15 protein-coding genes are annotated in these 20,904 nt (G+C 40.9%); 1 reads left to right on the top strand and 14 read right to left on the bottom strand.

The window, feature by feature from the left end:
- Positions 1 to 24: 24 nt before the first annotated feature.
- Positions 25 to 1,155: a lipase family protein gene (locus tag BMY70_RS08535; RefSeq protein WP_090334598.1), complete on the bottom strand. Its 1,131-nt coding sequence runs from the start codon at positions 1,153 to 1,155 to the stop codon at positions 25 to 27.
- Between the two features lie 219 nt (positions 1,156 to 1,374).
- Between BMY70_RS08535 and BMY70_RS08540 the strand changes: the two genes are divergently transcribed.
- Positions 1,375 to 2,631, top strand: a complete 1,257-nt coding sequence (locus BMY70_RS08540; RefSeq protein WP_090334600.1) for a cation:proton antiporter — start codon at positions 1,375 to 1,377, stop codon at positions 2,629 to 2,631.
- Between the two features lie 18 nt (positions 2,632 to 2,649).
- Here BMY70_RS08540 and BMY70_RS08545 read toward each other — a convergent pair whose 3' ends face one another.
- From BMY70_RS08545 to BMY70_RS08605, 13 genes are all read right to left on the bottom strand, one after another.
- Positions 2,650 to 3,675: an alginate O-acetyltransferase AlgX-related protein gene (locus BMY70_RS08545; protein ID WP_090334603.1), complete on the bottom strand. Its 1,026-nt coding sequence runs from the start codon at positions 3,673 to 3,675 to the stop codon at positions 2,650 to 2,652.
- A gap of 2 nt (positions 3,676 to 3,677) precedes the next feature.
- Complete coding sequence (locus tag BMY70_RS08550; protein WP_090334606.1) at positions 3,678 to 6,365, bottom strand: hypothetical protein; 2,688 nt, start codon at positions 6,363 to 6,365, stop codon at positions 3,678 to 3,680.
- Positions 6,366 to 6,463: 98 nt separating this feature from the next.
- Positions 6,464 to 7,207, bottom strand: coding sequence for a glycosyltransferase family 2 protein (locus BMY70_RS08555; RefSeq protein WP_090334609.1), 744 nt, complete (start codon positions 7,205 to 7,207; stop codon positions 6,464 to 6,466).
- Positions 7,208 to 7,283: 76 nt separating this feature from the next.
- Positions 7,284 to 8,387, bottom strand: a complete 1,104-nt coding sequence (locus tag BMY70_RS08560; protein WP_090334612.1) for an acyltransferase family protein — start codon at positions 8,385 to 8,387, stop codon at positions 7,284 to 7,286.
- A 2-nt stretch (positions 8,388 to 8,389) separates the two neighbouring features.
- On the bottom strand, positions 8,390 to 10,084 hold the full coding sequence (locus BMY70_RS08565; protein WP_090334615.1) for a hypothetical protein: 1,695 nt from the start codon (positions 10,082 to 10,084) through the stop codon (positions 8,390 to 8,392).
- Positions 10,081 to 11,001: a transketolase family protein gene (locus tag BMY70_RS08570; protein ID WP_090334617.1), complete on the bottom strand. Its 921-nt coding sequence runs from the start codon at positions 10,999 to 11,001 to the stop codon at positions 10,081 to 10,083. Before BMY70_RS08570 ends, BMY70_RS08565 begins: the two co-directional genes overlap by 4 nt.
- Positions 11,002 to 11,133: 132 nt before the next feature.
- A complete protein-coding gene (locus tag BMY70_RS08575) occupies positions 11,134 to 13,128 on the bottom strand; it encodes an NAD-dependent epimerase/dehydratase family protein (RefSeq protein ID WP_090334620.1) in 1,995 nt (664 codons plus the stop codon).
- Positions 13,121 to 13,948: a transketolase gene (locus tag BMY70_RS08580; protein ID WP_090334622.1), complete on the bottom strand. Its 828-nt coding sequence runs from the start codon at positions 13,946 to 13,948 to the stop codon at positions 13,121 to 13,123. The genes BMY70_RS08575 and BMY70_RS08580 overlap by 8 nt, the downstream gene beginning before the upstream one ends.
- A gap of 122 nt (positions 13,949 to 14,070) precedes the next feature.
- Complete coding sequence (locus BMY70_RS08585) at positions 14,071 to 15,927, bottom strand: glycosyltransferase family 39 protein (protein WP_090334626.1); 1,857 nt, start codon at positions 15,925 to 15,927, stop codon at positions 14,071 to 14,073.
- A 59-nt stretch (positions 15,928 to 15,986) separates the two neighbouring features.
- Entirely contained in the window at positions 15,987 to 18,020 is a 2,034-nt protein-coding gene (locus tag BMY70_RS08590) for an OmpA family protein (protein ID WP_229209531.1), read from the bottom strand.
- Between the two features lie 175 nt (positions 18,021 to 18,195).
- Positions 18,196 to 19,467 carry an apiosidase-like domain-containing protein gene (locus tag BMY70_RS08595; RefSeq protein ID WP_090334631.1) on the bottom strand — a complete coding sequence of 424 codons (1,272 nt, stop codon included), beginning with the start codon at positions 19,465 to 19,467 and terminating at the stop codon, positions 18,196 to 18,198.
- 84 nt (positions 19,468 to 19,551) lie between these two features.
- Positions 19,552 to 20,199: a ribulose-phosphate 3-epimerase gene (rpe, locus tag BMY70_RS08600; RefSeq protein ID WP_090334634.1), complete on the bottom strand. Its 648-nt coding sequence runs from the start codon at positions 20,197 to 20,199 to the stop codon at positions 19,552 to 19,554.
- A 108-nt stretch (positions 20,200 to 20,307) separates the two neighbouring features.
- Positions 20,308 to 20,832 (bottom strand): Uma2 family endonuclease, encoded by a 525-nt coding sequence (locus tag BMY70_RS08605; RefSeq protein WP_090334636.1) that lies wholly within the window; start codon positions 20,830 to 20,832, stop codon positions 20,308 to 20,310.
- Between the last annotated feature and the right edge of the window lie 72 nt (positions 20,833 to 20,904).

The following is a 20,904-nucleotide window of genomic DNA, read 5'->3' on the forward strand; positions in this document are numbered from 1 at the left end:
AGATAAAATTTGACTGCAAATCTACTATTTATATTTATCTATCAGGTAAAGATATGGCGTTAAAAGATGGTGTGCAAAAACGTCTTTTTGAGAATCAGGGAATTGCCTGAAGTACTCGTCATCACCCAGCAACGTGATCGTAGGACCAATGCGGACATAATCTGCTGTATGAACATAGGTTGGCGAAACGAATTCAGGTAGTGTTTTCTTAACCATTTTAGAAACAAATCCGCCAAGATATTTTTCATAATTCCGCTGCGCTTTTTCACTCGGTTTTTTCAGCTGTTTATACGCATGACGAAGAGCGATTCTCGTGAAAAACTTCTGTTTTTTCACAACCGCATCAATGTCCTTAAATGGATTCGTAGTGTTAAAGTCACCCAAAGTCTGTACAGAAAAAGGTGTCTGAGGAACCCAGTCCGCACCGTTGATTACGTTAATTCCCCATCCTCCGTTAATCATATTTTCGTATTCATATGCATAGTAAGTATTTCCAGCTTTGGGGGCGGCACTGCAATATGTCTTAAATCGAACATCTTTTGCAATAACATTTTCTTTTTGAAGATTATACAAATGCGAAGTCATCAGGTAGGTGAGAGCACCGCCCTGACTATGGCCCATGATAATAAAGTTTTTAATCCCTTTTTTGTAACATGAATCAATTCTTGGTAGAATGTCAGTTCCGAGGAAAGCAACGCCAATCAGCCAGCCGATATGAACAGCAGCGCGGGGATTATCGGCAAGATGATATTTAAATTTAAAAGTGTTCGAAAGTGTTAACTCTCCTTTAGCCGGAACCATCGCTGCGTAAAAATTTTGAAGCCAGCTTACCGGATTTACTGTCGTCCCGCGCAGATTGATCACAGCAACATTGGACTTATCATTCACCCATAGATCCCAGCGGTTGTCCATACCCATAACAGGTGAGCGATATGCGTAATTGAAGTGGACAGGAAAAGGCAGTGTATTTTTTGTCGTATCGTAAAGTCTTGCATGCATTCGCATCAATTCGATATACTCTGACTTATCGAAACCTGGTTTTAAAACAGTATTTTGTGCTGACAACTGGCATATCGATAGAAAAACGAATGATACTGAAAGGAAGAACAGCGAGCGTTTTTTATTCTTTCCGAAAGAAAAATGAAGTGTGATCATAGCCAGGATTGGATGTTTAGTAAATATAGAAATTTATGTTTTCGGAAGTTTACTGTAATCCATTTACCGGTAATTTTTTGATAATAATTTAATCTTAACTAAGCGTCCCGAGTCTCGCTTTTCAGATATTAGAATACCCTTAGAGTTTGATTTACGGGCCAATTTCATTTTTATGGCTGCTATTAATTTTTTATTTTAGCCAGTCTAAAAAATAATTTCATGGAGTTATACTATTCGTTTTCAGTCTTAATTGTCATATCCGCCGTCTTTGCTTACATCAATGCACGGTTTTTAAAATTACCCGCCTCAATCGGCGTGATGGTCATAGCGTTGCTTGTCTCTCTCGGATTATTAGCGACCGATAATATATTCCCACACACCTTCGACAGGATCACGACATTGCTTCACAGCATCGATCTTACGGAGATATTAATGGGTGCCATGTTGAATTTCCTGCTGTTTGCCGGTGCCATTCATATTCACCTCGAAGACCTTAAAGAGCAACGAATTCCTGTCATGGTATTTTCCACCATCAGCGTCGTGATTTCCACTTTTGTTATTGGGTTATTGATGTATGAAATCCTGCCGTGGCTGGGTCTCGGGATTCCGTTGATTCAATGCCTGGTTTTCGGTGCGCTGATTTCGCCAACGGACCCTATCGCTGTCCTTGGAATTTTGAAACAGGCCGGAGTTCCTAAATCGCTTGAAACAAAAATTGCGGGAGAGTCGCTTTTTAATGATGGCATGGCCGTTGTGGTTTTCATTATTATGCTGGCTTTGGCAAGAGGTGAAGAGGTGAATACCTCCTTTGCAGGAATTTCTACGTTGCTTGCCAAAGAAGCGCTGGGAGGAATATTACTTGGCGTAGTACTTGGGTTTATAGGCTCACATGCCAACAACAAAGTTGATGGGTATAATGTCCACGTGCTTATCACACTGGCAATCGTGATGGGCGGACATTTGATGGCAGAAGCGATGCACATGTCCGGGCCGCTTGCGATGGTAGCGGCTGGTCTAATGATTGGGAATTATGGAAAAAACCTGGGGAATATTACAGAAACCGAGCAAGATTATTTGGACAAGTTCTGGGAACTAATAGACGAAATCCTAAACGCACTTTTATTCCTGATTATAGGCTTCGAATTATTGCTGATTCCGGACCTGAGACAGTATTTCTGGATCGGAATGATCTCTATTGTTGTAGTTCTTTTTGCGCGTTTCGTGTCAATTTATATTCCTGTAAAAATTATCCCTTTCCGGAAGAAATTCGGGAAACAATCGATCATCATTTTAGTTTGGGGAGGGTTGCGCGGCGGTGTGTCGATCGCCCTGGCGCTGTCAATCGACAATGATCTGAACAAGAATTTGCTTCTTGCAATTACTTACTTCGTTGTTCTCTTCTCGATTATCGTGCAAGGGCTTACGGTTGGGAAGCTGACCGGAAAGATCGACAATGTAGAAGACGCGGTTATTTAAATTGTGTAGCACGGGAAATTATCTATCCTCCCGTGCTACCTTTTTTATCATATCATTTGTCTTGCTCAGCCAGATATCCTGCGCCTGGCAAGTCCAGTGCGAATCGCCTTTCAGATAGGCTTTTTCCTTCATTTTTTTGAAATCGGGCAAAACATCAATATATGGCATATCAAGTTTTGGATGGGCATATACCCGGCTGATCAGATTGTTATATTTTCCGTAATCAGGATTTACCACCGAAACTTTGTTCGGGATAATCGACAGAACTACATGATCAAACCCTAGTTTTTTTGCCAGCAGATTGCTTTCTGCAAGATTTCTCATCATAGTGTCGAGCTCAGTATCAGCCAATTCAGTAAATGAGGAAGTACTTTTCGGAGTATCCGTATCCATGTAGTAAACGATACTTTTATCATTATTTACTAACGTCACTTTCTTGTCTGCACGGTGGAAGAAATTGTAGGTGAAGGCAGCCTTCATTTCTTTAATTTTTAACATCCATGAATTTTGAAAGAAAGCTACATCCAGCCGGGCCTCTGCCGGATCTGCTGCGAACGCATGATCCAGTTTTTTCATAAATGACGGATCTGATTCTTTCAAAACGAAGGTTACAGAATCGGGCACAATATTATGGATTGGAGAGACCATTTTTTCCCTGAAATGCCTTTCAACACATTCCAGCAAAAGAATATTAATTTTCGAAGTGTCCGGTTTCAGGTGAAGGATATTATCCCAATGCACATACTGGTACTCATCAACTGCAAAATCCTCCTTACCGACCCGTTCTTTTTCTGTAAAGCTGTCTCCGATAATATAAAGATGAACCTTTTTGCTATTCGGGTTTTTCTCTACGTAAACCTGCTTAGGACAGATTTTGACCGGATCTTTAAACTGTGGCAGGTTTGATAACCGGTAAAGGTCACCAAATTGATAGCCATCTTTAATCCATTTCCATTCCCCTAGTTTGGCATATAAAAAAGGACTTAACCCAACAAGCCAGACAAGCGAAAATAGTATTAAACATATATATTTAAGGTACTTCATAACTAACGCAGCTTAATCGACCATACCTGAACTTTTTTCTCAGATCTGCTGAAAATCAGCAATTTATAGTAGGATGGCAAATAGGTTAATTGAACTTTCAATTCGGAAGGAATGGGTTTGTCTCCCAGACGCTTTCCGGTCATATCAAAAATGGTTGTATAATTTCCTGAACGAATCGTAATGAAACGGTTATCGACCCCAAAGAAGTGATATTGAATGACAGAGTTTGGTAAAAGATTTTTAATCTCAAAAAGTTCTACACCATCCTTTGTCAAAAACGCAGCTTTGTTCGCAGACGATCTCACCAGAATCCAGTCAAGGGAATTTCGATCAAAAACCGTTTTAAACTGACTGGCAGGCTCTGGTCTCAATAACTGGGTTTGCGACTTAATTTTTCCATCCATACTGATACGGATTAGTTCACCATAAACGCTCACACCGACAAGCTCAGATTGTCCCGTCGAAGGGTTTTGCGTCCACGTGAAAGGACTTTCTGTTCTAGCCAGAATGTCTACCGGAAAACCTTCACGAACAGCGCCATTGGATTTCAAGAGAAATATTTTCCCATTCTTCTGTGTGATTATATAGTTTCTGTTCCCGATCTGATTCAGTGAAATAACCGGGCTTTGAATGTTGTCAAAACGATTAGCTACATTCAGTTTGCGAATGTTTTTCATCACGCTTTCCCAGACATACAATTCCCCCATTTCATCACTAACGATGAACCTGTTACTGCCATCTTCACCACCGTCAATCATATACAGGGCCGTGATTGCGCTTGCTGATGGAATTCCTTTCGAGAAACTGGTGATCACATGCGTGGAATCATCTTCGTCAATGGCATAAACAGAACTGGACGTTGCAAAAATCCTTTGCTGACGGCCAATATTCAGGAAGTCAACTTTATAGGCTGATGTGACAATTGGGCCGTTGAGTTTTGTTATCGTTTCTGTTTTTCCAGTTTTCAGATTATTTACCCGTAACAGATTATTTTCCTGGTCGGTTAACAAAACTTCCGAAGTTCCGTCAATTGGATTTTGCAGCGCGGTAAGTTCGGTATCATACAAAACCGGCCATTCAATATCAATATTCAGGAAAGTACGGTTAAGAACTTTATTGGCCGTCTGTCTTTTCTTTGGGTTCAGCGTAATTTCAGGATAAGCATCACTTCCGTCATAACGGCATTGCAGCACAACCGACTCAATTTTCGCTGACAAATCGGTATAAGATTTTGTATTCAATCCTTCACCACGGGACTGAGCCTTTCTTAAATTGACAACCAGCGAAAGCTGTGCATCGAATTTTGTACTTGTCAGCACGCTATCATATTCAGGCGATTGTTTCCAGGTAAGCTGGTTTTCATAATCTACTATGTAATTCTGAAGCACCTGTGAATTGTTGCTCATAACAAGATAAGGTGCAATATAGGTTACGTAAGTCCTCGGAAAACCGGAAAACATGGAACCGTAAATACCGGCTGGTAGCTCGGGAATGGCAACCGAATAAATATCATAACCTTGAAACTGATCCGTCGAGACATTCGATTCGGGTGTTGAAAGCTGGGCGAGCTTTTTAAGAACCGGTCTTAATTTGTCATAATTTGAAAATTCGGCGAGCAAAATCTTGCCATCGCTGATGCTGTTATTTTCTTCGAGCTGGCAGAGAATTAACTCAGATCCAAGATTTTCTAAAAGCAATGTACTTTCTTTTCCAACATGATAAACCAGTTTTTGCCAAGCTTCGGATTTTTGTTTTTTATGCCATTTCAGAAATTGCTTTTGAAATTCCGCCTTCTCTTTTACTGCAAAACGATAAAAATAGGAAGTCTGCTGAGATATATGTTTATGTCCTTTAAAAGGGAGCCCGGAGTTATCTTTTAACCAATTGGTAATATAATAACCAGGAGAATCGGTACCATTTGAAACCAACTGGAGCTTATTGTCGGTATCTTTATTTTCTGCATGATAGTCCTGATAATTAGGAAATGCCTGAACAAACTCGGAAAAATTACTGCCGTGATTTGTTGTTGGAATCACAGATTTCCAGGCTTCATTTTTCAAATAAATACTCGTCCCATAATTGGAGTCATCACTTTTTGCGAATTTTGATTGCAGATCAGCTCTGGAAATACTCAACGACGACGTGCGTACAACGTCTTCAATCAAATCACCGTAATAACTTAAAATCAGGAAGTTGTCTTTTATGACATAAGAAAAAAGCGGCTGTGATTTCGTATCGTTGATATCTGTGATCCTGTTATCCTGAAAAGTATGGTGTAGAACCCGGATTGCATTATGCTGGGGGCTGTTGAGCCACTTGACGTCCTGGTCTTCATCAACCGGGATATACATCACCACAGCCCACTCCGTATTCGTCCTGGGGTGATAGGAGTAAGAGATATTCTTTCCTTTTAAGAACTTATTTAACTTTTGAACGTCTGGCAATAGTAAGTTCAAAAGCGATAAATTATCGCTTGCAATATCCAGAAATGGGAGTCTTTTCAAATCCAGTTTTGCATCGGTTGCCTGGTAGACAGAATCCTGCAAATGTTCACTCGTGATAACTACGATTGCATTGGACGGAATATATTTCCAGGCCGCCGCCGAACCGCGTGACCATTTGAATAGAAAATATCCTGCCGGAACCAGAATGGCGGCCAGCAGGATAGTAATGATTAGTTTTTTCGACACGGGCTTAATGAGTAGGCAGTTTCTTGCAAAACGAATTACACGAAACCGTATTTATTTATAGATATAAAAAATACTCAGTTTGAGCTGTTTTCTCTTTTTTAAGCACGGATCGCTTTCACGTGCTGGTTCAGTTCCAGACGGAAGCGTAACAATTCTTTAAAGCTGCGGATACAAACTTTCCAAAGATTCCACTTTACGATCGAAACCTCGCCGGTCTCGCGGTCTTTGTGGGTAATAGGTATATCAAATAATTCCTGACCTGATTTTTTTGCCATAACAGAAAGGAAAATGTTCGGCGCAAAGGGCTCAGGATTCGGAAGTTGGTTCATCAATTTTTGCAGAAACGTTCCTTTGATTAAACGGAAAGGAATATTGCTGTCCATAATGTAAGTTCCGTAAACAAACGAAATCGTTGCTCTCAAAAACTTGGTAATGAAAAGGCGCACACCAGCGTCATGGCGAACTTCACGGTAGCCAAGAATAAAATCTGACTGACTGCGTTTGTTCCACAATTTATCAAAATCGTCTGAAATGAACTGGTCGTCACTATCTGTTTGAAAAACATATTGTGAATTTAATTCCAGGGCTTTGCGGTAGCCATTTACTACGGCGTTACCATGACCGCCATTTTTTTGATTGACAACTGTAAGATTGGTTACTTCTTTTTCCAGCTTGTCCAAAAGAACTTTTGTATTATCCTTTGAACCATCGTTGATGACGATCAGTGTGGTATTGTCGTTCGGGAATTTATTTTTCAGGAAACTTGTCCAGTTATGTACTACTTTTTCGATACAATCTTGTTCATTGTACGCTGGCATTACTATACTAAGAAGGAACGTCATGCAGAGAATTATTTGGTATGTTGATGCAAAATTAAGGAAAAAAGCCTGTATACGAAAATTGGATATTTTTTATTTACTAAGCGTAACGATCTTTTAACGAATTAATTGGTTTTTCGAAGAAATGCCAGGAAAGAGATGCGACCGCAATAGTGAGCAGTGAAAACAGACAAGCTTCAAATGTTAGAGAACCTTCCAACGACGGAATATTGCGGTAAATCTTATGCAGGAGCCTGACAGTAGGATGGTTTGGGCCGCTGTGGTAATGATTATATATGAAATTATGGTAAAGGTAAATACCATAACTGATCCTGCCCAGATAGACACTAATAGGATTTTCCAGGAAATATTTCATCGCACCACCATAACCTGTAACCGCCCGGCCAATCAGGAAAAAGCTGAAAATAGAAGAAACAAGCCTGTCGATAACAACATCGACGACGTTGTGGATATTGTCGTAGGATTTATTCCAGTACTGCATTAAAATCCACCCGATCAGTGCCAATACTACAGGCCAGGTTTTGTCAAAAAGTTTAAGAAATACTTCTTTTTTATACAGTTGAAGCCAGGCCATTAATCCACCCAGTGCAAAAGAATCCAGACAAGCCGGCATAGTCACATATGAAACACTCCAGTCTTTTCCGGAAAAATAGAAATAGAAACGAAGCAAGACACTGGCTGCACCCATCACGGCAAGCCAAGGAATCAGGTTTTTCCTTGAAACAAAAAAGATCAGAAAAGGGAAGAAAAGATAAACCTGTTCTTCTACGGCAAGCGACCAAAGGTGATCGGACGAGCCAAGCCAGGTTTGATAAACAGCAATGTAAATGTTGGTGCCGTATAATGCCAGCCACGCAAATTTTTCGCGAACGGGTGGAACATTCAGGATAAACAAAACGATGAGCAGAAGGTAGTAAATAGGGAAAATTCGTATTGTTCTCCGGATTAAGAATTTCCGGATATATTTTTTAAAACCTTCGGGTTGCGGTTCATAGGTTTCTTTGCTTTTCAAAAGAATTCTACTGATGAGAAATCCGCTCAAAACAAAAAATATAGTCACTCCTAATTTACCATAAGGAATAATGTTGACAGCGGAATAAAAATGATCAATCAATACAAGCGCAACTGCAATGAAGCGAATTCCGTCGAGTTGTATAATATGTCCTTTTGTAGTTGCGTGCATAGCTACCAATTAACTTTTACTTTATTCTGGCTCGCGCCGTCCACAGCAATCTTATCTTGCTGGAACAGAATGCCAGTTTCGTCGCCTTGCTGACGAATAATTGCTACTTTATAATTTCCCTTTTCCAGCTCCGAAAATGGAATCTCTGCATAAAATCCTGGTGCAAAATAGTATTGTTTTAAAAATAATTCTTTTCGGTTGGTATTGCGGCTCCGGTAGGTTGGGAATACGTAAAATCGGTCACTTGAACTCAAAAGGATATAAATCCCGCTGTCTTGCAGACGCTGGCTTTTGAACCCTGTATTTTTGACAATCAGATTATTTTTTGTCTTTTCGAATTTGGTGGACGCGTATAATTCCATCAACGCCCGGGATTTTCCGGCATAACCCTGCCTGTCAGCGATTTCAATAAACGGAACCCATTTCGTGTAAAACACTGGCGTTTTATCGACAATTCTGGCTGCGAAAGAAGTGTCTGACGGTGCCTTCAAGTCTTTGTCCGTATATGTCCAGTTAAATTGACTTGTGGTCATGATTTTACGTAAGTTGTACGCATCAACCAAATGGTAATGATAGCTAAAGACGTTAAAAGTAATCGCCAGAAAAACGATTGCTGTGATATATGGTGATAAAAAGCTGCCTCTGATCGGTATGACGACATATAAATAAGCAACCATTAAAAGCAGTACTGAATAAATTTTGAATCTGCTTGTGATCAGCCCTTCCAGACCAAAACCAGCGCGTCCGTACACGACGATCAATCCGGTAGCCAGGATAAACATGATCGCGCCAAGGCAGAATAAATCAGTAATACGTTCGAATTTGACGCTATATTTTTTAGTAGAAATTCTAAAAAGAATAGTTGATGCAATAGAAACGGCAACAAGAAATAAGACAATGCCCATAACAACGCAAGCTCCAAAATGATCTTTAACAGGAATGGATTCTGCAAAAGACCCTAAAAATGCCATATAGCCTTTTGCTAACTGAAAAAGAGAGGCTTTGGATTCCGGATTTGTGTCTGGCTGTTTATAGGTCCAGAAATAAGCAAAAATGCCGATAGCACTGGCAATTCCTAAAATAACAGAACGCTTCCTGTCGCCTGAAAGAAATAACAAAACTGCACAGATCGGTAGGATCAAGATCCCGATGGCGCTGGTTGAAATCGTTAGCGCACCCATCAAAATTGCCAGAGCGAAATAAACCGGTTTTGGATTGACGGCTAAATAGATTGTCCAGAGTGCGAGCGTGATAACGCCAAAATTTTGGACAGCCGCCATTCCCCAGTACATGTTTTCCCAAAACGCCAGGGTTAACCAGATAAAAGGAATCGGAACGAGCGCAAATAAGGGCTTCTTATTATTTTTTAGCAAAACATACCAAAGTGGTATAACACCGAGCAGCAGCAAATTCCCGATGATCATCAAATGGCGATAATTCAGTTTTCCGAAAAGAGAAAAGTCCAGCCAGGTGAAAACCCTGTCCAGCGCGATCCGGTGTTCATTGTGCTGCTTAAAAACGGCTTTCAGCTTTTCCTGCCATGTTCCTGCCTGTGAGTACTCAACAATGAATGCTTTTAACGCGTGGTCATCCCATTTCGGGATGTTTATGGCATAATAATCCCATACCCCAAAATAAATACCTATCGGGATCAGGATTAAAAGGGTGACCAAAAGCGTTAAAACCCCCTTGCTCATGCAGGAATAATTAACTGATGAATATGTGCGGCGATGGAAACGGGATCTAGTTCAGATATTTTCTGGTGGTATGCCTGGCTACCGTATTTCCTGTTTGGATAACCTTCTGCCTTCAAGCTTTTAAATGAATTGATCTTAACACCTCTTTCCAGTAACTGCACAGAAAGTTGTTGTGCCAATCCACCGGTACTTACGTGTTCTTCGGCAACGAGAATAGCCGGTGCTTTTTCAACTAGCTGAATAATTTCATCTGTAAGTTCCAAAGGAAAATGCAACGCACTGATCACATTCACTTTTTCTCCAAGTTCTGCCGACTGATCCAGCGCAGTGATCACATTATTAGCAATCGGGCCAAGCGCGAAAATTGTAATTTCCGGAGAGTCGACTTCGTGAATCACCTTAAAAGATCCGGAAATATAACTATTCTCAGGTGTATTTTTTCCAAAACCCAAGCGCAGATAGGCGGGTTTTCCATCCGCCACAATTTGGCGGATAACAGGCTCAACTTCGTCTGCGAAGCCAGGTACCCAGACATTCGCATTTTGCAAACCGCTCAGGCAAGCAAGATCTTCAAGCGTGTGGTGTGTACTTCCCATAATTCCATAGCCGTAACCACCGCCGTTGCCAACAATGAAAACGGGAAGATTATGGAAGCAGACATCATTACGAAATTGTTCCAGACAGCGGTAAACAATGAAAGGAGCGATGCTGTAACAAAAAACTTTGTAACCTTTATGTGCGAAACCAGCTGCAACACCGACCATATTCTGTTCGGCGACACCTGCATTTATAAATCTTTTGCCAAGCTTTGCCTGTAAACTCTCCAAAGCAGCATACCCAAGATCTCCGGTAATAAAGATGATGGACTCGTCTTCGGTAACAAGTTTTTCCAGAGCGGCTGAAAATTCTTTTCTCATTTTCTTAACTGATCAGCAATTAATTTGATCTATTTCACTTCCAATCCTATTTCCAATCGACCAAAAGGTCTCGAAATTCAACAGAATTTTTTTCTCCTAATCTATGCGTATAGAATTTGTTCTGAATTCTATCTATTTTCTTAACTGCTTTACCAAAGTACGTATCTCGTCAGCCGTTTTATAGGATTTGGATCCTCTTCTGATGCGGGTACGAATGTATTTTGGCCGTTTTTTTGTCTCTTCAAAAATCTTGGTGATATATTCTCCCAGGAAAGAAATCCCCAGAATCGTTAATCCTCCGAAGAATACGATCAATACAATAACCGTGCTGATGCCCTGTGGGGTATCAGGAAAGAAAAATAGTTTGGCCAGGATTTGCCAGATTATTCCTAAAATTGACAAACCTGTCAGCGTAAAGCCTGCATAACTCATCAATTCCAGCGGAGCAAAACTGAATGAGAAAATTGCTTTTTTTGCCCACCAGATATTTTTCGTCCAGTTATTTGTTGATACGCCAAACATCCGCTCCGGCCTTACGTAAGGAACACCCGTTTGTTTAAAACCAACCCAGGCGCGCAATCCGCGAAGGAATTGTTCCGTTTCCGGCAGGTCAACCAATTCTTTCACGACTTTCCGGTCGATCATGGAGAAATCTCCTGCGTCACGAGGGATTGGTATGTAACTCAGTCCCTGGAAAATCTTGTAAAATGTTTTGTAGAAAAAGTGGATATGCGGTTTCATTTCACGCTGCACACGAACACCGTAAACAACGTCGAAGCCTTCCATCCATTTTTCATAAAAAGCAGGAATAATTTCCGGCGGATCTTGCAAGTCTCCATCCATCAATACGACACAGTCGCCGGTAGCAATTTCCATCCCGCTTAAAAATGCAGCTTGCGAACCAAAATTTCGTGAATGGCTGATGCCGACCACATTTGGATCTTTATCGCATATTTTATTAATCACTTCCTCCTGATTGTCCGGGGAATTGTCATTAACAAAAATTATTTCGTAACGCACTTTCAACTCGTTGCACGTTTTCACAATCCTCTCATACATATAGGGAATCGCCTGTGCATCTTTGTAACAAGCTATAATAGCAGTAATAACCGGATTCAGCTTCGGATTAAGGAAAGCCGGAAGAATTGTATCTTCATATTTCTGCTGATCCTGCCACGCTTTTGTTTTAGACAATCCATCTTCAAGTGAAGTTTTAGCTTTCCAGCCAAAATCCGTTTCGAAAGCTTCCGGATCGCCAAACCATTCGGCCAAATCCCATTTCCGGTTTGACATGCTTCCCCATTTCGGCTCTTGTTTGATACCAAAAGTCTGCCGTGAAGTTTCGACAAGATCGCCAATTGTTGTTTTGCGGCCTGTCGCAATGTTATACGATTTTCCTGATGTTGTACTGTTAATTTTCAGCGCAGCATCTAAAAAAGCTTCAACACAATCTTCTATGAAAACGAAATCCCGGCTGATATCCGGAGAAACAAGCGATGGTAATTCGCCCTGTCTTACGCTTTCAACAAGTTTCGGGATAAGCCGGTCGGGTTCTTCCCAATACCCGTAAATCGAATAAAGCCGTAGATTCAAAGTTTTCAGTTCAAAAACCCGTGCATAATATTCAAGTAAATAAGCTGCTGAAACCTTGGAAACTGCGTAATGACTATTTGGTTCTACACGGTCTGTTTCTTTGGGTGCCGTGCAATTAAATCCATATTCTGAACTACTTCCTGCGTGAATATAAACCGTTTCTTTGTTGCAATTTTGCAAGATGTTGGCTGTCCCGATAACATTGGTTTCGTAAGTCAGGTTTACGCTGCTTTGTTTACTGTAAGCACCGTAAGCCGCCAGATTGAAAAGTGTTTGCGGTTTGTACCGGTCAAAAACTTCACGAACAGAATTGTCCGAAAGGATATCGCAGTGTATTATATTTTCAAACGGAACATTCAATAATTTTAAACGCCAGGCCTTTGTTGCATCGTGTGTGAGTGCGTAACAATCCTTTCTGATTTTGAAAATATCGTTAAAAAGATTTGCGCCTATAAAACCACTGGCTCCAAATACGAAAATCGGTCCTTTAAGTTGTTCTATTTTATCGCGGTAATGCGGTAAATGATCAAGCATTCGTAAGTTCATTAAGATAGCGTTCCGTAACTTCCTGAGCGGCCTGCTGATAAAGTTCAGCATTCATGGGCAGATAATGCCATTCAAGCTTATTTTCCATATAAGACACTCCCTTACCTTTCACGGTGTGCGCGATAATGGCTTTGGGAAGTCCGTTTTTATGGGTTTTTAATTCGGTAATGGTCTGGTGTATGGTAAGTATATCATGCCCGTCGATCTCGACTGTTTCAAAACCGATCGCACGCCATTTTTCAGGTGAAGCTGTTTCTCCCAAAACCTTGTCAGTTGCTCCAAAACCCTGCAAACCGTTTTTATCAACAAACATAAAAAGGTTATCAAGCTGATTTTGGATTGCATAATGGGCAGCTTCCCAGGTTGTTCCTTCATTGGTTTCACCATCAGAAAGCAACGCGAATGAATAACTTTCTTCGTCACTGATTTTTGCTGCATGGGCAATACCGGTTGCGATCGGCAGACCGTGCCCCAAAGAACCTGTTGCAAAAGGAATTCCCTTATACTGGCCCGGAGCCGGGTGTGCAGGAAGCGTTGTTCCGTCCAGATAATAGGTCGCCAGATCTTCATCCGTAATCTCACCAAGAACATTCAGGCATGCATAAAGTGCAGCGGCGGCGTGTCCTTTGGATAAAATAAAAGTATCTTCTTCTGATTTGTTTAAAAATAGGATGGCGATCATCAAGTCGATGCAACTTAGTGAGCAGCCGATATGCCCGGCATTCGCCTGATTATAAAGGCCCAGGATTTTCAGCCGTAATTCACCGCTGATTTGTCTGGGTTCATTTATTACTTCATTTGCGGTCATGGCCAATTTGAATGTTGATGTTTGCTGTGAAATTGGATACAAAGTAACGAGCAAAATTGTATTATTAAGTGCGCAATATACGAAATCTTATTTGACGGCTTGCCTAAAAGATGTCACTTCTGCTATTCAGACCCATATCTCTTACCCCTTAAGTTGATGATTTCCAGTGGTTCTTTTTGATTATTCCGTTTAATTAATATTCTGTCAACCTGTGTTGTGTCCATGACCTGAATATAATTTAAACTTTTTGGAAGGTACAAATTGGTAAGCTGGGCATCCTGTACTGAATACGGTAAAAATGTACGATCCATCTCCGACAGAATAGGAAGTTTGTAGGCCGGATATAAAATGGTGTCTCCCGGCAAATAAATCTGCTTGATTTTTTCGGCTGCTTCGTAATACGGGTTTTTCACTCTTGGCGTAGCAAAATAACCATACTTCACAGAGCGATCCTGATAGAACTCCTGCAGACGCTGCCCCACAAAATAAAATTGTACCGCAAGAAAGAAGAAAATAAGCAAACGAAATTCTGTCGCCAGATTCGAATAATACTGTAATAATATACTGACAAGAATAATCACATACGGAAAGGAAAATCCGGAGTAGCGTTGTGTGATACCGTTTGTATGTCCGCTTTTGAAAGCCATTAATACCAAAAAAAGAGTAGGTATCAGTGCCATCATATAAAGTAAAGTCAATCTTTTGCGCTGTAATTTATCTGCATTTTTGTGCACATCATAAAGGAAGGATAGTGCAAAAATGACAACAGAAAGCACGCAAAACTGAAATTTATTGCTGGTGTAAACCAATGCGCTCACCAGCACAATGATGTAGGGAATTCTTGGGGCGAAAAATTCATGTACTTTGATTTTGTCCTTATATCGATACCAGACAATCAATAAAATCCCTACCAGAATAGAAATCATGGCATTCCGCTTTCCAACCAGACTGTCTGACATTCCGTTCGTGAAAATCAGCAGATCTGAAAAAACAGGTAGTGCTTTGTTAAAAACATTGGCAAAAGTGGCCGGAAGTACTCCGAAAGGATTGTCATATGGCCGGGTTTCTGCCATTCTTTTATATAAATCGGCCTGATAGTTAAGGGAATAAAAGGTGTATTGGCCTCCGCCGTAGATCAGCCACCAGGTTACTCCGGAAAGCGCAGCTACTGCTGAAACGGCCATTTTAACCCAACCGCTGATGGATCTTAAAAAGAAAATTGCATATAATCCGTGCACCAGGAGTACGACGATGGTCAGGAAATGGCAGAGAAGTCCAAGTCCGGCTGCCAGAACATATCCGGCATACAACCAGAAACTATTTTTTTTGCCTTCAATTATTTGTAAAAAAAGATAAGTTGAAAGAAGTGTCAGGAAAAAAGTCAGTGAGTAATTTCTTGCCTGGTGGCTGTAAGCAATGAAAAATGGCTCAATGGCGACGATTCCCGCTGAGATTAATCCCGTGTTGACCGAAAAAAAGCGTCTTCCGAATTGATAAGTAAATCCGATAATCAATACACTGAAAACGACTGAAAATAGTCGCGCCGAGAAATCTGAAAGTCCGAAAATGTCCATCCAGATGTGCAGAAGCAGATAATAAAAAGGACTGTTCCCGATATCACTGCGCGTCATGGCCTCATAATAATCTCCCAAAGTTTTGGCAGACCAAAAGTCGGCAGGAGTAAAGGAGCGCGGATAAAAAGTTTCTTTATAGGTAAAAGATCGTAAAACCTGCGGGGATTTAAAACTAAACTCTGGCGTTTTCCAAAATTCAGGTGCCGTTAGTTTTCTGGTTGAAAATGTCTCTTTCTGATTCGCTCCTTCCAACACAATTCCCTGACTTACGACCATGGTACTTTTTTCATCAAAAAAGATACTGTAAGAGTCCAGGTGATAAAGTCGGAGGGAAATACCGATGATAAGTATGACCGCGAGTATTGACCAGGATTGCAAGCTTTCCTTCTTGTATGTGTGCACCATTTTTGAATGTCGGAAGTTAAAGCCGCGAAATTAAGGAAATTTCCAATGATTAGGCACTTTTACATTTTAAGGATTGTAAACTCCACGCGACGGTTTTTCTGACGGGTCGCTTCGGTAAGATTACTGGCAATCGGTTTGGCTGGTCCCCAGGCTTTTGTCTGAATTCTGAATGCGCCGATCCCTTTCGTTACCAGGTATTTTTTTACTTCCACAACCCGGTCTTCTGATAATTTTACGTTCTTTTTAGTATCTCCCTGATTATCAGTGTGGCCTTCAAGCAAAATTTCCATTTCCGGATATTCGTTCATGATACCAATGATCCGATCTAGTTCTTGAAATGAAGGTTCGGTTATATCAGCACTGCTTTGAGAAAACATGTTATTGGCCAGCCGGATTTGTTGGCCCGGTTTGATTGGTTGTAGATAAAGGTTTTTCCGAATTGTTCTGAACCCTGTTTCGCTGACAAGATCAATTTCCTCTGTGGAAGAAAAATAACCTTTTTCATCGGCCGTAATGATATAGGATTCTTTTAATGGCAAGATTAATTTGAATTCGCCTGCCTCTCCTTCGAAAGTCGTCTTACTAAAAGTTTCACCCGTTTTCAGAATTTTTGCAGAAAGTACCGCTTTTACAGGATTCGTAGTTTCAAATTCAAATACGGACCCCGTAACCGTTGCAACCGGATCAGGCTTTATCGCCGGTGTAAGTCTGATCCTGAAAATATCTTCACGCCCGATCGTGTTGTCTGCAGAGCTGAAATATCCGTATTCTCCAGAGGCAGGAATATTAAAGTAAGAGTCGTGCTTCGGCGTATTGATGTTCGGGCCCAGGTTTTCGGGCTTGGACCAGTTTAACCATGTATCGTCCAGCCGTCGGGATAAAAACACATCGCCGCCACCGTAACCGCTTCTTCCGGAAGATGTAAAGTATAATGTTTTATTATCCAGAGCTAAAAAAGGAGAATTTTCATCGCTTGCACTATTCAATACAGTGCCCATGTGTTTAGGCTCAGACCATGTTTCGCCCTCCTGAATAAAAGAGACGTACAGATCTTTTTTGCCCTCGGTATCCTTCCGCTGTACCGACATGATCAACACATTTCCATGTGGGGAAATAGCAAATTCTGAAAAGTCATGGTCATTGTACAAATTCTCAATTTTGATCGCTTTTGGAAAACTCCATCCATTTTTTGTGTTAGTTGATTTAGACAGGCCATATACCAAACCTCCGCCAGGGAGATACACATTGATCAGGTAAAGGTTTTTTCCATCAGCAGAAACACCAATAATCGCATTGTCTCCATTATTGTTAACCGGAGGTCCCAGATTGACGGCTTCTGTCCAGTTATTATTTTTGTCAAGGGTAGAAACCCATGCATCCTGTTTGGAAGGAGAACCTATGTTGCCTTCATGTTCGGCTCTGGTGAAATACAGCGTTCTGCCATCTGCTGAAATAATCGGATTGATTTCCTGGCCTTTACTATTAATCGCTTTTCCAAGATTTTCTTTCTTTTCTTCCTTCAATCCAGAATCTGCTACATTAATCACCGCCTCGATAGGGTCGGAGGTTGAAGAAATTCCAATCGCATCGATCTGATTAAAGCCTCCCACTTTTGATGGATCAAGAATTATTTTTATGGCATTTGCAATCAGGTTTTCCTGCTTTGTGAAAACACGCAGCATTCTGCCTTTGGCGGAAACAGGGCCTGCTTTTTCGTCATAAATCAGAAATTCTTTTCCTGCTTCATTGTAAGCGTAAACTCTGGTAACCGAGCCCGGGTTATAGTTTTCAGCAATGGCAACTTGCTTTAATGCAATAGATTTTTCAAATCCAACTTTAATCCACTCTTCATTTCTTCCGTCCGGAGTGGCTGGCGACCAGGCACATGGACTGACGCCAAAATCCGGAAGCTTGTTTGGTTCACCAAGAATTTGTTTTGACCGAAAACCCTGACCATAACTTTCCGGCCTGTATTCAGAAGAATATCCAAGAATTTTATCAGCCCAAAGTACAGGCTGCTGGGCAAGCATCTTTCCGCATACCAGTAAAATCAGGCTGCTGCAAATAAATAATTTTCTTCTCACTAAGCTCATTCGGGGCGCACTTGCTTTTGTCATTCATTGTCACTGGTATGTAAATGTATCGCTATTGAGAAACAGTTACTTGCCGATGATTGTATTATTTCAAAAAAATAGCGTGGTGAATATTATAATAATAAAAGGTAATGCCAAAGATTTAATACTGATTAGAATGAATTCAAAAAACAACCTAGTTTTTTGAACCGACTAAAAGAATCCAGTCCCAATCAGCTTGTTTGTCGGGCGGAACAATCACAGCTGCGTCGGTTCGTTCAAACTCTCCGCCAGTCCATCTTCGGCCGGTTCTTGGACTATACCAGACTGCTCTGAACTCGTTTCCTGTGAGTTTTGTCAGGTCCAGTTTAAATTCTCTTGCGGTTGGAATGTATAAAATCGCCATCCGGTGATTTGAAATCGTCGCTACCGTAATTTCACTGGTTTGCGTCGTATCCTGAACAAGTTTTATAGTCGGATCAGGCTGAATTAAAGCCCATGGAATTCCTTGCAGAATTTTTGAAAACCGGACCATATATTCACCGCCATCCCGTAAAATATTTACTTTCCAGGTTGGATTGAAGTTTTTGATCGTGCTCATATGGCAAAATCCGGCAGCCGAACTTAGCAGCGATTCATAGGCTTGTTTCCGAATTAAAGCAGATTGATCTTTAATCGGAAACTCTGAGTTAGCAATCAAAAAAGGACTTTTGATCGTACTTCCTATATTTTTCTGCCAGGTCGCCAAGGCAGCATATTCGGAGTCTGTTACAGTCGAATCTGGCACGAAAACCTTAAGATCTGTATGATTTTTGTCCAGCGAATCAGGCGGCGTGCAGGTAGATAACGATGCGATCAACTGGTTCTCGGAATTTGCCCGTAAAGTTTGTGTCAACGTGCGGGCTACAAAAGCCTTCTGATTTTCCTCTTCACTAACTATCCAGAAAACATTCGTGAATTTCGAGAAACGTTTACCAATATATTCACCATAACTCCGGCAAGCTTCTTCGCCCTGGGTTTCAAAAAGCATATTCCAACTTTGTCGGGAAACAACAAGTCCGATGACCAATTCACGCTCTCTTGCTGCAATAATTACTTTTTCGAGGTGATCAAAATAAGCCTTATTCGGTTTTGTAATTTCGTTATTGACCTGAAAAGGAGTGACTTTATGAAAGTTTTTTTGGGTTGGCAAAGCTGGCAAAACATGTACCAAAAAGGTATTGAATGACTGTGACTTGCGAATATTGAGGTATTCGACAGCATTGGGATAGTCCAGCTTTCTTAATAATTGCCAGGCAACATCGGCGACTACGAGAAATGGCGCGTCGTTTTGATCTGCTAAATGTTTTCCGTCTTCACTAACTTTGAGAGGAAATTTGTAGTCTGCAGCTGCGGTATTATTTGATGCACGGGCTGTGATTTGAAGCGCCAGAAATAAGCTGAAAATGGAAAAAGACCGCGCGATCATGGTGCCAAAGTGATATTGCGCTTTGGGCCATGAAGGAAATTCGGGTTGTATTTATTCATGTAGACTGGGTTAAGGTAGTTTTTTTCAATTTTTTCGAAGCGCTGCAATCGTGGCGTGCGGATCGGAAGAATTAAATACAAAACTTCCGGCTACCAGAATGTCAGCACCGTTCTCAACGAGAGATCTGGCATTTGTATTGTTCACACCGCCATCGACCTCGATTTTGAAATCCGCGCCGAGTTCTTCACGCATATAGTTTAACTTGTAAATTTTCCGGTACGAGTTTTCAATAAATTTCTGACCTCCAAAACCCGGATTAACGGACATGATCAAAACCAGAGATAGATCCGACAATATTTCAGAAAGCAATTCCACAGGCGTATGAGGATTCAAAGCGACTCCGGCCTGCATACCTAACTCTTTGATTAACTGGATTGTGCGATGTAAGTGAGGACATGCTTCATAGTGCACCGTTAAAATATCAGCCCCGGCATCGCGAAAATTTTCAAGATAACGTTCTGGTTTTTCAATCATCAAATGAAAATCCAGCGGCTTTGTTGAATAGCGTTTGATCGCCTGTGCAACCGGGAAACCGAAAGAAATATTGGGGACAAACACACCATCCATGATGTCTACATGTATGTAATCTGCTTCACTCGTATTAAGCATTTCAACGTCGCGTTGCAGATTTGCAAAATCTGCGGCAAGAATGGAAGGGGCAACTGCAGCCATTATGAAAAGTAGTAATGTTTAAATCCGGGGCGAATTTAAGGAATTTATAGGGAAGATGTAAATTCGAGGGAACTGCGAGATTTTTAGGCTGTTGCCCGGTTCCCGGAGTTACTCAAACAATGGAGCAACGGAGAAACTTAAACCGTTCAACAATTTGGATTTTACTACTTGATCATCTGTGGCAGTTGAAAATAACTTGTACTGATTGCCGTCCAGGGAATAAATTTCTACGGTAGCATATTCGGGAAGAACTATCCAATATTCTTTAACACTATATTTTTCATAGAGTTCTTTTTTTTCAATTGTATCTAAATGAAAAGAGCTTTTTGAGACAATTTCCACCAATAAGTCTGGTACACCCCGGATCCAATCTTTAACGATATCTGCGTTTTCTTTGCTGATAAATATCAAATCGGGTTGAACGCGATTAATATCTTCCTCTAAAATAACGTCAAGAGGAGCATTGTAAATTTCGCCTAAATTTTCTTTTTCAACATATCCATCAAGAATCCTATGAATTCTTTTGGATATTTTTTGATGATAAGATTTCGGACTAGGAGACATGATTTCTTTGCCGTTAATAATTTGCGTCAAATCCCAGTCTTGAAGTACCGTTTCTTCTCTATGGATCATTTTAATCAGCGTTTTTTACGAAAATACATAAATAATTACATATAGCGGCTAACTTTCGATCTTTCCTTAAAT

The sequence above is a fragment of the Dyadobacter koreensis genome (assembly GCF_900108855.1).
GTDB classification, from domain to species: Bacteria; Bacteroidota; Bacteroidia; order Cytophagales; family Spirosomataceae; genus Dyadobacter; species Dyadobacter koreensis.

Excerpts from the sequence above, each read along its gene's own strand:
- BMY70_RS08540 (WP_090334600.1), top strand. The coding sequence starts at position 1,375 with ATGGAGTTATACTATTCGTTTTCAGTCTTAATTGTCATATCCGCCGTC.
- BMY70_RS08570 (WP_090334617.1), bottom strand. The coding sequence starts at position 11,001 with ATGAGAAAAGAATTTTCAGCCGCTCTGGAAAAACTTGTTACCGAAGAC.
- BMY70_RS08605 (WP_090334636.1), bottom strand. The coding sequence starts at position 20,832 with ATGATCCATAGAGAAGAAACGGTACTTCAAGACTGGGATTTGACGCAA.
- BMY70_RS08590 (WP_229209531.1), bottom strand. The coding sequence starts at position 18,020 with ATGAGCTTAGTGAGAAGAAAATTATTTATTTGCAGCAGCCTGATTTTA.
- BMY70_RS08565 (WP_090334615.1), bottom strand. The coding sequence starts at position 10,084 with ATGAGCAAGGGGGTTTTAACGCTTTTGGTCACCCTTTTAATCCTGATC.
- BMY70_RS08560 (WP_090334612.1), bottom strand. The coding sequence starts at position 8,387 with ATGCACGCAACTACAAAAGGACATATTATACAACTCGACGGAATTCGC.
- BMY70_RS08575 (WP_090334620.1), bottom strand. The coding sequence starts at position 13,128 with ATGCTTGATCATTTACCGCATTACCGCGATAAAATAGAACAACTTAAA.
- BMY70_RS08535 (WP_090334598.1), bottom strand. The coding sequence starts at position 1,155 with ATGATCACACTTCATTTTTCTTTCGGAAAGAATAAAAAACGCTCGCTG.
- BMY70_RS08585 (WP_090334626.1), bottom strand. The coding sequence starts at position 15,927 with ATGGTGCACACATACAAGAAGGAAAGCTTGCAATCCTGGTCAATACTC.
- rpe (WP_090334634.1), bottom strand. The coding sequence starts at position 20,199 with ATGGCTGCAGTTGCCCCTTCCATTCTTGCCGCAGATTTTGCAAATCTG.
- BMY70_RS08595 (WP_090334631.1), bottom strand. The coding sequence starts at position 19,467 with ATGATCGCGCGGTCTTTTTCCATTTTCAGCTTATTTCTGGCGCTTCAA.
- BMY70_RS08545 (WP_090334603.1), bottom strand. The coding sequence starts at position 3,675 with ATGAAGTACCTTAAATATATATGTTTAATACTATTTTCGCTTGTCTGG.
- BMY70_RS08555 (WP_090334609.1), bottom strand. The coding sequence starts at position 7,207 with ATGACGTTCCTTCTTAGTATAGTAATGCCAGCGTACAATGAACAAGAT.
- BMY70_RS08580 (WP_090334622.1), bottom strand. The coding sequence starts at position 13,948 with ATGACCGCAAATGAAGTAATAAATGAACCCAGACAAATCAGCGGTGAA.